General features: G+C 59.8%; 11 protein-coding genes. 8 read left to right on the forward strand and 3 right to left on the reverse strand.

The window, feature by feature from the left end; all coding sequences use genetic code 11:
- Nucleotides 1-77: 77 nt before the first annotated feature.
- Nucleotides 78-1,133 carry a biotin synthase BioB gene (gene bioB / locus P3G59_RS26785; protein ID WP_064388191.1) on the reverse strand — a complete coding sequence of 352 codons (1,056 nt, stop codon included), beginning with the start codon at nt 1,131-1,133 and terminating at the stop codon, nt 78-80.
- Nucleotides 1,134-1,224: 91 nt separating this feature from the next.
- On the opposite strand from bioB, the gene P3G59_RS26790 reads away from it, so the two are divergent.
- From P3G59_RS26790 to rarD, 5 genes are all read left to right on the forward strand, one after another.
- Nucleotides 1,225-1,959, forward strand: coding sequence for a ComF family protein (locus P3G59_RS26790; RefSeq protein WP_277759604.1), 735 nt, complete (start codon nt 1,225-1,227; stop codon nt 1,957-1,959).
- Between the two features lie 169 nt (nt 1,960-2,128).
- Nucleotides 2,129-2,893 carry a TOBE domain-containing protein gene (locus tag P3G59_RS26795; RefSeq protein ID WP_277759605.1) on the forward strand — a complete coding sequence of 255 codons (765 nt, stop codon included), beginning with the start codon at nt 2,129-2,131 and terminating at the stop codon, nt 2,891-2,893.
- Nucleotides 2,894-2,963: 70 nt separating this feature from the next.
- On the forward strand, nt 2,964-4,865 hold the full coding sequence (locus P3G59_RS26800; protein WP_277759606.1) for a PhoX family phosphatase: 1,902 nt from the start codon (nt 2,964-2,966) through the stop codon (nt 4,863-4,865).
- Between the two features lie 166 nt (nt 4,866-5,031).
- Entirely contained in the window at nt 5,032-6,006 is a 975-nt protein-coding gene (locus P3G59_RS26805) for a serine/threonine protein kinase (protein ID WP_016983182.1), read from the forward strand.
- Between the two features lie 161 nt (nt 6,007-6,167).
- The gene (gene rarD / locus P3G59_RS26810) at nt 6,168-7,055 is read left to right on the forward strand and encodes an EamA family transporter RarD (protein WP_277759607.1); all 888 of its coding nucleotides are present in this window, start codon (nt 6,168-6,170) and stop codon (nt 7,053-7,055) included.
- A 223-nt stretch (nt 7,056-7,278) separates the two neighbouring features.
- Here the strand turns inward: rarD and P3G59_RS26815 are convergent, their stop codons facing one another.
- On the reverse strand, nt 7,279-7,797 hold the full coding sequence (locus P3G59_RS26815) for a glycine cleavage system protein R (protein WP_007910018.1): 519 nt from the start codon (nt 7,795-7,797) through the stop codon (nt 7,279-7,281).
- 453 nt (nt 7,798-8,250) lie between these two features.
- Here P3G59_RS26815 and P3G59_RS26820 point away from each other — a divergent pair, with 453 nt between their 5' ends.
- Complete coding sequence (locus tag P3G59_RS26820) at nt 8,251-10,428, forward strand: malate synthase G (protein WP_277759608.1); 2,178 nt, start codon at nt 8,251-8,253, stop codon at nt 10,426-10,428.
- A 147-nt stretch (nt 10,429-10,575) separates the two neighbouring features.
- On the opposite strand, the gene P3G59_RS26825 is transcribed toward P3G59_RS26820, so the two are convergent.
- A complete protein-coding gene (locus P3G59_RS26825) occupies nt 10,576-11,022 on the reverse strand; it encodes a response regulator (RefSeq protein ID WP_077574803.1) in 447 nt (148 codons plus the stop codon).
- 258 nt (nt 11,023-11,280) lie between these two features.
- Between P3G59_RS26825 and P3G59_RS26830 the strand changes: the two genes are divergently transcribed.
- Nucleotides 11,281-13,215, forward strand: coding sequence for a putative nucleotidyltransferase substrate binding domain-containing protein (locus tag P3G59_RS26830; RefSeq protein ID WP_347276976.1), 1,935 nt, complete (start codon nt 11,281-11,283; stop codon nt 13,213-13,215).
- Nucleotides 13,212-13,919, forward strand: coding sequence for a 3'-5' exonuclease (locus P3G59_RS26835; protein WP_277759610.1), 708 nt, complete (start codon nt 13,212-13,214; stop codon nt 13,917-13,919). Before P3G59_RS26830 ends, P3G59_RS26835 begins: the two co-directional genes overlap by 4 nt.
- Nucleotides 13,920-14,113: the final 194 nt, after the last annotated feature.

Genomic DNA, 14,113 nt, shown 5'->3' on the forward strand with positions numbered 1-14,113 from the left:
TTTTGGTGTTGTTTTTTAAAAGACAAGATCAAAAGATCGCAGCCTTCGGCAGCTCCTACATGGAATCCGTATGGTGATCAGACGGCAGCGTTATAGAACTGCTCGCTGCTCTTCTGCTCCACCAGCGCCTGCTCGATCGCGGCCTGGTGAACTTCGTCGGCATGCTCTTCACGGGCTTCAGGCTGAATGCCCAGGCGCGCAAACAGTTGCATGTCCTTGTCCGCCTGCGGGTTGGCGGTGGTCAGCAACTTGTCGCCGTAGAAAATCGAGTTGGCCCCAGCGAAGAACGCCAACGCCTGCATCTGCTCGTTCATCGCTTCGCGGCCAGCGGACAGGCGCACGTGGGATTGCGGCATGAGGATGCGCGCCACGGCGAGCATGCGGATGAAGTCGAACGGGTCGATGTCTTCGGCGTTTTCCAGCGGCGTGCCGGCGACTTTCACCAGCATGTTGATCGGCACCGATTCCGGATGCTCCGGCAGGTTGGCCAACTGGATCAGCAGATTGGCGCGGTCGTCCAGCGACTCGCCCATGCCGAGGATGCCCCCGGAGCAGATCTTCATCCCCGACTCACGCACATAGGCCAGCGTTTGCAGGCGCTCGCTGTAAGTACGGGTGGTGATGATGCTGCCGTAGAACTCGGGCGATGTGTCGAGGTTGTGGTTGTAGTAATCGAGACCGGCCTTGGCCAGTGCCTCGGTCTGATCCTGGTCGAGACGGCCAAGGGTCATGCAGGTTTCCAGGCCCATGGCCTTCACGCCTTCGACCATTTTCAGCACGTACGGCATGTCTTTGGCCGACGGATGCTTCCACGCCGCGCCCATGCAGAAACGTGTCGAACCGATGGCCTTGGCGCGAGCGGCCTCTTCAAGGACCTTCTGCACTTCCATCAGCTTTTCTTTTTCCAGGCCGGTGTTGTAGTGACCGGACTGCGGGCAGTACTTGCAGTCTTCCGGGCAAGCGCCGGTCTTGATCGACAGCAGGGTGGAAACCTGAACGCGGTTGGCGTTGAAATGTGCGCGGTGCACCGTTTGCGCCTGGAACAGCAAGTCGTTGAATGGCTGTACGAAGAGTGCTTTGACTTCGGCCAAAGACCAGTCGTGACGCAGGGTGGCAGTGGTGCTCGCGCTCATGGGCAATTCCTTGGTTATGCTTGGCTTGCGGCTGCGGGAACGGAATACCCACAGGTGCTACACGGATGTTCGGCATATTTAAGGAAGAGTCATGCGCTGTCAACCACGATACGAAGGACCGGTTTACATCTGTTTAAATAATATACAGACGTGCCTGCTCTGCGATGAACCGGCAGAAGCACAAATGCCCATCTGCAGCGCCTGCGAAACCGATCTGCCTTGGCTTGGCGAGCAGTGCGTCACCTGCGCTTTGCCGTTGGCCGCAGCGGGCCTGACCTGTGGCGAGTGCCTGCTAGAGCCGCCGGCGTTCGAACAGGTGGTCGTGCCATGGCTGTATGGTTTCCCTGTCGACAGTCTGATTACGCGCTTTAAACACAACGCGAAATGGCCGTTTGGCCACCTGCTCGCCGACGTTCTTGGGGAATACCTGCAACATCGCTTGGATGAGGGTTTGCCAAGGCCGGATGCGTTGTTGCCGGTACCGCTGGCGAAACAGCGCTTGCGTCAGCGCGGTTTCAATCAGGCTGCGATGCTGGCGCGTTGGTTGGGCAAGTCGCTGGATTTACCTTGCGAGGAAGATGTTCTGAGCAGAATTCAGAACACCAGCGCGCAGCAGGATCTCGATGCCAAGGCGCGTAAACGCAATCTGCGCCAAGCCTTCAGACTGAATCCCGATGCGCCAGTGAAGGGGCGACATCTGGCGTTGATCGATGATGTGCTGACGACCGGCGCCACCGCCCAGGCGCTGGCCCGGTTGCTGATGAACGCTGGCGCGGCACGGGTTGACGTCTACTGCGTGGCCCGCACGCCGAAACCCGGTACCTGAAGCCATCACATAACCTCTGTAGGAGCTGCGGCACGCTGCGATCTTTTGATCTTTAAAAACAAGATCGCAGCGTGCCGCAGCTCCTACAGGGGATTGGGTTTGGCTTGACTCTCGCGTCGCGAGCGGCCAACGTCCTCCCCCACCGCCACAGCAAAAAAGCGCCCTGTCCATGTCCATGCCTTCGCTGTTATCCCAGCACATCGTCCGCCGTCCGCAGCGCATCGCTTTGCTGCAACACATCGCCGAACAGGGCTCGATCACCCGCGCCGCGAAGAGTGCAGGCCTGAGCTACAAAGCCGCGTGGGACGCCATCGATGAGCTGAACAATCTCGCGCAAAAACCGCTGGTCGAACGTGCCGTCGGCGGCAAGGGCGGTGGCGGCGCGAAACTCTCCAGCGAAGGCGAGCGCGTTTTGCGCCTCTACCAAAAACTGCAGGCCTTGCAGGCGCAGGTGCTGGAAGCTGCGGAAGATGCCAGCGATCTGGATCTGCTCGGTCGCTTGATGCTCAGAACCAGCGCGCGCAATCAATTGCACGGCAAAGTCGTGGCGATTGAAGCGCAGGGCCGCAATGACCTGATCCGCCTTGAGCTGGCTGAAGGTCTGTGCCTCGACGCGCAGATTACCCACGACAGCACCGTGCACCTGGAGCTGCAACCCGGCACCGAAGTGGTGGCCCTGATCAAGGCCGGCTGGCTGGAATTGCTGAGCAACGAGCAATCTGCAACGTCTGGTCACAATCTTCTAAAGGGCACCATCGAAGCCATTCTCGACGCCGATGACGGCCCGAGCGAAGTGCGTATTACCCTGCCCAACGGCCATACCCTCTGCGCTCTGGCCGAGCCACTCGATTTGCGTACGCGCGGACTGAGCGTCGGACAAATAGTGCAGGTGCAGTTTTCGCCGGCCAATGTGCTGATCGGCACGCCGCTGTAATCAGGCGTTGCAACGAAAGCGTCATCGACGCTCATTAAGGTGGCTGCCAAAACCAAGCAGGGAGCCTGATGTGAGCCTATTAGAAGAAAACCAATCCACTGATCTGGAAAAGATGGTCGGCCTCAGCCGTCGCGGTTTCATCGGCGCGGGTGCGCTGTGCGGTGCAGCGATGTTCCTCGGCGGCAGTCTATTGAGCCGCAGCGCACTCGCCACCGGCGTCAGCGCCGGCAACAGCCGTCTGCTCGGTTTCGAGAGCATTCCGGCCGCGACCACCGACGTCATCAGCCTGCCCAAGGGCTACAAGTCTTCGGTGCTGATCAGTTGGGGCCAGCCATTGCACAAAAACGGCCCGGCCTTCGACCCGAGCGGTAACGGCACCGCGGCCGCACAGGAAGTGCAGTTCGGCGACAACAACGACGGCATGAGCCTGTTCGCCTTCCCCGACGACCGCAACCGCGCGTTGATGGCGATCAACAACGAATACACCAACTACCGCTACCTCTACCCGCACGGCGGCATGCCGCAATCGGCCGAAGACGTGCGCAAGGCGCTGGCCTGCGAAGGCGTGTCAGTGATTGAAGTGCAGCGCAAGAACGGCCAGTGGCAGTTTGTTCAGGGCTCACGCTACAACCGCCGCATTCACGGCAACTCGCCGCTGCGCATCAGCGGCCCGGCGGCCGGTCACGATCTGATGAAAACCGCTGCCGACAAACACGGCAAGAAAGTCCTCGGCACGTTCCAGAACTGCGCCAACGGTAAGACCCCGTGGGGCACTTACCTGACCTGCGAAGAAAACTTCACCGACTGCTTCGGCAGCAGCAACGCCCAGCAGCAGTTCGACCCGGCGCAAAAGCGCTACGGCGTCTCGGTCGCCAGCCGCGAAATCAACTGGCACCCGTACGACCCGCGCTTCGACATGGCGAAAAACCCCAACGAACTCAACCGACATGGCTGGGTGGTCGAGATCGACCCGTTCGATCCGCAATCGACCCCGGTCAAACGCACCGCGCTGGGCCGCTTCAAGCATGAAAACGCCGCACTGGCCGAGACCGATGACGGTCGCGCCGTGGTGTACATGGGCGATGACGAGCGCGGCGAGTTCATCTACAAATTCGTCAGCCGCGACCGCATCAACCACCGCAATGCCAAGGCCAACCGCGACATCCTCGACCACGGCACCCTGTACGTGGCCAAATTCGATGCTGGCGATGGCAACCCCGATCACCCCAAAGGCCAGGGCCAGTGGATCGAGCTGACCCACGGCAAGAACGGCATCGACGCCAGCAGCGGCTTTGCCGATCAGGCCGAAGTGCTGATCCATGCGCGCCTTGCCGCCAGCGTGGTTGGCGCGACACGCATGGATCGCCCGGAATGGATCGTCGTCAGTCCGAAGGACGGCCAGGTGTATTGCACCCTGACCAACAACGCCAAGCGTGGCGAAGACGGCCAACCCGTCGGTGGGCCGAACCCGCGCGAGAAGAACGTCTACGGGCAGATTCTGCGCTGGCGCACCGACCGCGACGATCACGCGTCGAAGACGTTTGCCTGGGACCTGTTTGTAGTCGCCGGCAATCCGGGCGTGCACGCCGGAACGCCGAAGGGCGGCTCGAAAAACATCACCCCGCAGAACATGTTCAACAGCCCGGACGGTTTGGGCTTCGACAAGGCCGGGCGCTTGTGGATTCTCACCGATGGCGACTCCAGCAACGCTGGGGATTTTGCCGGGATGGGCAATAACCAGATGCTGTGCGCCGATCCCAAGACCGGTGAAATCCGTCGGTTCATGGTCGGGCCGATTGGCTGTGAGGTGACCGGGATCAGCTTCTCGCCGGATCAGAAGACTTTGTTTGTCGGGATCCAGCATCCGGGGGAGAACGGCGGGTCGACCTTCCCTGAGCATTTGCCCAATGGCAAACCGCGGTCTTCGGTGATGGCGATTACCCGTGAGGATGGCGGGATCGTCGGCGCCTGACAGGCCCTCATCGCGAGCAGGCTCACTCCTACATTTGGAATGCGCTCCCCTGTAGGAGTGAGCCTGCTCGCGATAGCGTCAGTGAAGACACCAACCAACTCCCCCGCCGCCATCTGCGCTACCATGCTGGGCCGGACGCGGCAGCCTGCTGCGCGCAGGAGTCAGCATGGCCCACCCGTTTGAAACCCTCACCCCCGACCTCGTGCTCGATGCCGTTGAAAGCATCGGCTTCCTGAGCGATGCGCGCATTCTGGCGCTCAACAGCTACGAAAACCGCGTCTATCAAGTCGGCATCGAAGACTCCGAGCCGCTGATTGCCAAGTTCTATCGCCCGCAGCGCTGGACCAACGAAGCCATCCTCGAAGAACACAAGTTCACCTTCGAGTTGGCCGACGTCGAAATCCCGGTCGTGGCACCGCTGATCCACAACGGCGAAACCCTGCACGAACACGCTGGTTTCCGCTTCACCCTGTTCCCGCGTCGCGGCGGTCGTGCGCCAGAGCCGGGCAATCTCGATCAGCTGTATCGCCTCGGCCAGTTGCTTGGCCGCATCCACGCGGTCGGCGCGACCAAGCCGTTCGAACACCGTGAAGCGCTCGCCGTGCAGAACTTCGGCCACGCCTCGCTGAACACCTTGCTCGAAGGCAACTTCATTCCGAAAAGCCTGCTGCCGGCCTACGAGTCCGTGGCCCGCGACCTGCTCAAGCGTGTGGAAGATGCCTACGCCAACACGCCGCACCAGAACATCCGCATGCATGGCGACTGCCACCCCGGCAACATGATGTGCCGCGACGAAATGTTCCACATCGTCGACCTCGACGACTGCCGCATGGGCCCGGCGGTACAGGACATCTGGATGATGCTCGCCGGTGATCGTCAGGAATGTCTGGGGCAGTTGTCGGAATTGATGGACGGCTACAACGAGTTTCACGACTTCGACCCGCGCGAACTGGCGCTGATCGAACCGTTGCGCGCCTTGCGCCTGATGCACTACAGCGCCTGGCTGGCGCGGCGCTGGGATGACCCGGCGTTCCCGCACAGCTTTCCGTGGTTCGGTACTGAGCGTTATTGGGGCGATCAGGTGTTGGCGTTGCGTGAGCAGCTGTCCGCGCTTAACGAAGAACCTTTGAAGTTGTTCTGAATTAAAGATCAAAAGATCGCAGCCTTCGGCAGCTCCTACATGGATCGCATTCCCCTGTAGGAGCTGCCGAAGGCTGCGATCTTTTCGCTTTCTGGACACGACACATCTATACAACCTCCTTACAATCCCTCCTTTGTCAGCTGCCTGAGCAAGGATTCTGCATGCAAGCCGCCAACCCGCGTCGCGGGTATATTCTGGGCCTGAGCGCCTACATCATCTGGGGCCTGTTCCCGATCTACTTCAAAGCCATTGCCGAAGTGCCAGCCGTCGAAATCATCATCCACCGGGTGCTGTGGTCGGCGCTGTTTGGTGCGCTGCTGCTGATGGTGTGGAAACACCCGGGCTGGTTGCGCGAGTTGCTCGACAATCCCAAGCGACTGGCGATTCTGGCCTTGAGCGGTACGCTGATCGCGGCCAACTGGCTGACCTACGTGTGGTCGGTTAACAACGGGCGCATGCTCGAAGCGAGCCTCGGTTATTACATCAACCCGTTGGTCAACGTGCTGTTGGGCATGTTGATTCTTGGCGAACGCTTGCGGCGGATGCAGTGGATCGCGGTCGGTCTGGCGGCGGTCGGTGTGGCGCAACAGGTGTGGCAGGTCGGCAGTCTGCCGTGGGTGTCGCTGGTGCTGGCGTTGACGTTCGGTTTTTACGGTCTGATCCGCAAGCAGGCGCCAGTCAAGGCGTTGCCAGGGCTGGTAGTGGAAACCTGGATGCTGGTGCCGATTGCCATCGCCTGGCTGCTCTTTAACCAGACCGCGACCAGCGCTCAACCAGAGTTCTGGACCACGTCCCAAGCCTGGTGGCTGGTGGCGGCCGGTCCGGTGACATTGATCCCGCTGGTGTGCTTCAACGCCGCCACGCGCCACCTGCCTTACACCACGATCGGCTTCCTGCAATACCTGGCGCCGACGCTGGTGCTGCTGCAAGCCGTGCTGCTGTTCGGTGAACATCTATCGTCCAGCACACTGGTCGCGTTCATTTTCATCTGGGCCGGCCTGGCCGTTTACAGCGTCGATGCCGTGATCAGCTTGCGCCGGCGCGGCTGATCAAAAAACGTACAAACCTTCACAGGCCACGGTTCTCGTGGCCTGCATCGTTCCTTCCTAAGGTTATCCACAGCGTGATCCCCGCCGTTTGTGTGCAAGTCACTGAATGTTGGCGGTTTTTTGATCATCTGCGGCAAAGCCACGGCGGGCCTCGCGTTGCGGGGTGTCTCTACAGGTTATCCACAGGCAGGTGCACGTTTAAACTGGATAACCCGATCAGCGCTTAAACATCTGTGCGTAACACCAGTTCTACCATCAAATCGTCGGCCAGGGTTTCCAGGCGCGACTGCAAGACATCAAGCGACAGGGTCAATGGCACTGCAAGAATCGCCTCAGCGTGGAACAGCGGTTCACTGCTCATCGGTGCAGGACGCACCTCAGTCACCAGCCGCTCAAGGTTGACGCCCTGCTCGCTCAACAGCCGTGTGATGTCGCGCACAATCCCCGGCCGATCGTTACCCACCAATTCCATGGCTATCGGTTTCCAGGTGCAGGATTGTTCGATACCACTCTCGGCGATCAGCACGCGAATGCCGTGCGTCGACAATGCTTGTAAGGAATCGACTAATTCGTCGTAAGCCTCCGCCGGCACGCCGACCCGAAGAATGCCGGCAAACTGCCCGGCCATCCGCGACATGCGGCTTTCCAGCCAGTTGCCGCCGTGCTCGGCGATGCATTGGGCAATGCGCTCGACCTGCCCGGGTTTGTCCGGGGCGAACACGGTGAGTACGAGATGGTCCATGGCGCAGCCCTCTTGTCATGACTTTTGTTGTAGAAGAGCAAGTATAGGCAAGGGACCGTCAGCCGCCTCAGACGCCTGAAACGACAAATCGTGTACAACTTTTTATATTTAGCTGGAACAATCCATCTGTTTTTTGAGAACATCCCGTTCCGCGATGTGACCGCAATGCGACATGAGGTCGCAGAACGACGTAATTAGTCTGATTTTCACAAGCGCAACTCATCATGTAGTATGCCGCAGCGCGCACTACATAACGCTGGATCGATGTCTGCCCAAGGCATGCTCGCAACCCTGAAAGCCCCGTCAGCAAGGCCCCAAGCCGTTGATTGGTCCCAGCCCAGCCGCCAGCAATGGCATGTACTGGTCGGCAGGTTTGTGGTTTAAATGGCCAGAGGCTTCATTGTCAAATTGAAGAGCTGAAAAGCGAAATAGCTGAGCAGAGTGAGGCAAGCAATGACTGAACACGTTCAAGTCGGTGGCCTGCAGGTCGCCAAAGTCCTGTTCGACTTCGTGAACAACGAAGCCATTCCCGGTACCGGCCTCACCGCCGACAAATTCTGGGAAGGTGCCGACAAGGTCATTCATGACCTGGCGCCGAAGAACAAAGCCCTACTCGCCAAACGCGATGACTTCCAGGCACGCATTGACGCCTGGCATCAGGAACGCAACGGTCAGGCGCACGACGCCGTGGCCTATAAAGCCTTCCTGCAAGAAATCGGTTATCTGCTGCCAGAAGCGGCTGATTTCCAGGCAACGACACAAAACGTCGATGATGAAATCGCCCGCACCGCCGGCCCGCAACTTGTTGTGCCGGTGATGAACGCCCGCTTCGCTCTCAATGCCTCGAACGCCCGCTGGGGTTCGTTGTACGACGCCCTCTACGGCACCGACGCGATCAGCGAAGAAGGTGGCGCGGAAAAAGGCAAAGGCTACAACAAGGTGCGTGGCGACAAAGTCATCGCCTTCGCCCGTGCGTTCCTCGACGAAGCTGCGCCATTGGCTGCTGGCTCCCACGTCGATTCGACTGGCTACAAAATCACTGACGGCAAACTGCTGGTCACCCTCAAGGGCGGTAGCAACACTGGCCTGCGCGACGATGCGCAACTGATCGGTTTCCAGGGCGACGCCAACGCGCCAATCGCCATCCTGCTGAAACACAATGGTCTGCACTTCGAAATCCAGGTCGATGCCACCACCCCGGTTGGCCAGACCGACCCGGCCGGCGTCAAAGACATCCTGATGGAAGCGGCACTGACCACAATCATGGACTGCGAAGACTCCGTCGCCGCCGTTGATGCTGACGACAAAGTGGTGATCTACCGCAACTGGCTCGGCCTGATGAAGGGCGACCTGGCGGAATCCGTGTCCAAGGGCGGCCAGACGTTTACCCGCACCATGAACCCGGATCGCACCTACACCGCGCCGAATGGCGGTGAAGTGACGTTGCACGGTCGCTCGCTGCTGTTCGTGCGTAACGTCGGTCACCTGATGACCATCGACGCGATCCTCGACAAAGACGGTAACGAAGTGCCGGAAGGGATCCTCGACGGTCTGGTGACTTGCCTCGCGGCGATGCACAACCTCAACGGCAACACCTCGCGTCGCAACACCCGCACCGGTTCGGTCTATATCGTTAAACCGAAGATGCACGGCCCGGAAGAAGCGGCGTTCACCAACGAGTTGTTCGGTCGCATCGAAGACGTGCTGGGCCTTACGCGCAACACGCTGAAAGTCGGGATCATGGACGAGGAGCGCCGCACCACGGTCAATCTCAAGGCGTGCATCAAAGCGGCCAGCGAACGCGTGGTGTTCATCAACACCGGTTTCCTCGACCGCACCGGCGACGAAATCCACACCTCCATGGAAGCCGGACCGGTTGTGCGCAAGGCCGACATGAAGGCTGAGAAGTGGATCGGCGCCTACGAAAACTGGAACGTCGATATCGGTCTGAGCACCGGCCTGCAAGGTCGTGCGCAAATCGGTAAAGGCATGTGGGCGATGCCCGACCTGATGGCCGCGATGCTTGAACAGAAAATCGCCCACCCGCTGGCCGGCGCCAACACCGCCTGGGTTCCGTCGCCAACTGCCGCAGCACTGCACGCGCTGCACTACCACAAGGTCGACGTGTTCGCCCGTCAGGCCGAACTGGCCAAACGTGCTCGCGCTTCGGTGGACGACATCCTGACCATCCCGCTGGCGGTCAACCCGAACTGGACGCCAGAGCAGATCAAGAACGAACTGGACAACAATGCCCAGGGCATTCTCGGTTACGTGGTGCGCTGGATCGACCAGGGCGTTGGCTGCTCGAAGGTGCCGGACATCAATGACGTCGGCCTGATGGAAGACCGTGCCACGCTGCGTATCTCCAGCCAGCACATCGCCAACTGGCTGCGCCACGGTGTGGTCACCGAAGCGCAAGTGATGGAAAGCCTCAAGCGCATGGCGCCGGTGGTGGATCGTCAAAACGCCAACGACCCGCTGTACCGTCCGCTGGCACCGAACTTCGACAGCAACATCGCCTTCCAGGCGGCGGTCGAACTGGTGATCGAAGGCACCAAGCAGCCGAATGGTTACACCGAGCCGGTGCTGCACCGTCGTCGTCGCGAGTTCAAGGCGGCTAACGGCCTGTAAATTTGCGCTGATGTGAAAAAGCCCTGGTCGAGAGATCAGGGCTTTTTCTTTGGAAACGCAAAATCAAAAGATCGCAGCCTTCGGCAGCTCCTACATGACATCACCTGTAGGAGCTGCCGAAGGCTGCGATCTTTTGATCTTCAAACCTCAGGGTTCAATCCCCAATTCATGCTTCACCAACGCCAACAACTTGCCCGTATCAATCGGTTTGAGCAGAAAATCCACCACGCTCAAATGCATCGCCGCAATCGCATCTTTCACATCGGCATCGCCCGAGACGATGATGATCGGCATCGCCGCCCTTACCGACTCACGCACCTGGCGAATCAGCTCGAGCCCACCTACATGGCCCATGCGCAGATCGGTGATGACCAGCCCGATCGAAGGTTTCTCCTCCAGCATCTTCAGCGCAGTCTCACCACTGGCCGCCGTCATGCAACGAATGCCGTCCAACGCGAGAATCTCCGACAACAGCTCCCGGGCGTCCTTGTCGTCATCGACGATCAATACGCGCTGCGGTGGCAGGTCAGGTTCGAGCATGACTGCACTGAGCGCTTCTCGCTCGGCATCGCTCAAAATATCGTGGTCGGACATGGCGTTCTCTAAATGTTCAAATCAATCCCTTGGCAAGTGGTCAGACATCGCAGGGCAGAGCTTCAATGTGCACTTCGTCGGATTTTTTTCCAAGGGGGTAAGCGAGGGAATTTCCGACTGTTGGCGTAGGGCATCTCCGAAACGGCGCCAATGGTGGCAAAACCTAGACTTACGTCCAATGGGCACCCTGTCCATAGGGGCCGACCATGGCCGTAACGATCCGACAACAACAATTCGAAAAAGACTGCGGTAATGGTTATGAGTAAAGCGGATGCCTTCACCCAGGCAGGGAAAACCGCGGTATTGCAGAACATTCAGGGCACCCTGCAATTCCTCCAGCGCTTCCCGCCCTTCAATCAGATGGAACACGCCCACCTCGCGTATCTGGTGGAACAATGTCAGCTGCGTTTCTATGGCCAGGGCGAAAGCATCATCAAACCCGCCGACGGCCCGGTCGAACACTTCTTTATCGTCAAACAGGGTCGGGTGGTCGGCGAACGTCAGCACATCACCAAACCCGGCACCGAGACCACGTTTGAAATCACCACCGGAGAATGCTTTCCGCTGGCTGCATTGCTCGGCGAACGCGCGACGCGCACCGAGCATCTGGCCGGCGAAGATACGTTCTGCCTGCAACTGAACAAACTGGCGTTCATCAAGCTGTTCGCCCTGTCCAGCGCCTTCCGTGATTTCGCCTTGCGCGGGGTCAGCAGCCTGCTCGATCAGGTCAATCAGCAAGTGCAACAAAAAGCCGTGGAAACCCTCGGCACGCAGTACTCGCTGAACACCCGGCTGGGCGAACTGGCGATGCGTCACCCGGTAACCTGCAGCCCCGACACGCCGTTGCGTGAAGCGGTAAAGTTGATGCACGAGCAGCAGGTCGGCAGCATCGTGGCGGTGGATGAACACAAGGCACCGCTGGGCATTTTTACCCTGCGCGATCTGCGCCATGTCGTGGCTGAAGGCGTTGGCAATTTCAGTGAAGCCATCGAACGCCACATGACGCCCGCGCCCTTCTATCTGTCGCCAGATCACAGCGCGTTCGATGCGGCGATTGCCATGACCGAACGGCACATTGCGCACGTCTGTCTGGTCAAGGATCTGCGCCTGTGCGGCGTGGTTTCCGAGCGCGATCTGTTTTCCCTGCAACGAGTCGACCTGGTGCATCTGGCGCGCACGATTCGCAGCGCACAGCGCGTTGAACAACTGGTGAGCCTGCGCGGCGAGATCGGTCAACTGGTCGAACGCATGCTCGCCCACGGCGCGTCCTCGACGCAGATCACCCACATCATCACCTTGCTCAACGACCACACCGTGTGCCGGGTGATCGAACTGACTCTCGCCGAAAAAGGCGATCCCGGCGTGCCGTTCAGCTGGCTGTGTTTCGGCAGCGAAGGCCGCCGCGAGCAGACGCTGCACACCGATCAGGACAACGGCATTTTGTTTGCTGCCCGCGACGCCGCTCATGCGGCGGAGATTCGCGGCAAGCTGCTGCCGATTGCCCAGCAGATCAACCACAGCCTGGCGCTGTGCGGCTTCACGTTGTGCAAGGGCAACATCATGGCCGGCAACCCCGAGTTGTGTTTGTCGCGAGCGGAATGGGCGCGGCGTTTTGCGGCGTTCATTCGCGAGGCGACGCCGGAAAATCTTCTTGGGTCGAGCATCTATTTCGATCTGCGCGTGGTCTGGGGCGATGAAAAAAGCTGCGAACAGTTGCGCCGGGGCATTCTTGACCAGGTCGGCGACAACCGTTTGTTCCAGCGCATGATGGCCGAGAACGCCTTGCGCAATCGTCCGCCGGTGGGACGCTTTCGCGAGTTTGTACTGGCGCGCAAGAATGGCGAGAAAGCCACGCTGGACCTGAAGGTACAGGGCCTGACGCCGTTCGTGGATGGCGCGCGGCTGCTGGCGCTGGCCAATGGCATCGATGCCAACAACACCCTCGAACGCTTCCGTCAGTTGGTCGAAAAAGCGGTGATCGAGCGGCTGGACGGCGCGGCGTATGAAGAGGCCTATCACTTCATTCAGCAAACGCGCATGCAACAACATCAATTGCAGACGCGGGAGAACCTGCCCTACTCCAACCGTGTCGACCCGGACAGCCTCAATCATCTCGACCGGCGCATCCTGCGTGAATCCCTGCGCCAGGCTCAGCGCCTGCAAAGCAGCCTGACCTTGCGGTATCAGCTATGAGCCTGTTTTCGTGGCTGCGCCCGGCGAGTCCGGCGCTGCCGGCGGATTTTCAGCAGCGTCTGGCGAAGCTGCCGGCGACCACCGAGCTGAGCGAATGCACGCTGCGCGAACAACGTTGGGTGGTGCTGGATCTGGAAACCACCGGGCTGAACCTGAACAAGGATCGCGTGCTGTCGATTGGCGCGGTGGTGATCGAGGACGGCGCGATCGATTTCAGCCAGCAATTCGAACGCACGCTGCAATGTCGCGAACTGAAGCTCAGTCCCAGCGTGTTGATTCACGGGTTGGGGCCGAATGCGATCGCGGCGGGCAGTGAGCCGGCCGAGGCGTTGCTGGAACTCATGGAATTTATCGGCGACAGCCCGGTATTGGCGTTTCATGCGCCGTTCGATCAGCACATGCTCGGGCGTGCCTTGAAGGAACATCTGGGGCACAAGTTGCAGCCGGTGTTTCTGGATGTCGCCGACATTGCACCGCTGGTGTGTCCACAGGCGCAGATTCGTGAGGCCGGGCTGGATGAGTGGATCGACTGGTTCAAGCTTGAGGTGTTCGAACGGCATAACGCGAGCGCCGATGCGCTGGCGACGGCTGAATTGGCCTTGATTCTGTTTAGCCGGGCGCGGCAGCAGCAGATTCACAGTCCGTTGAATTTGCAGCAGCGGTTGAGTCAGTGGAAGCGTAGGCAGCAGGTGCCGTCGTTTTAAATCAAAAGCCCCTCACCCCAGCCCTCTCCCAGAGGGAGAGGGAGCCTACCGAGGTGTCTCGGGTTTTCCATCGACCTGAGAAACCGAGTCGATTATGGATTCACTAAAGATCGCTCAGATCGGTGTACCTCCAGAATATCCCCCGATCGGTCCCCTCTCCCTCTGGGAGAGGGCTAGGGTGAGGTTCTGCCTTT

Source organism: Pseudomonas sp. A34-9 (assembly GCF_029543085.1).
Classification (GTDB): domain Bacteria; phylum Pseudomonadota; class Gammaproteobacteria; order Pseudomonadales; family Pseudomonadaceae; genus Aquipseudomonas.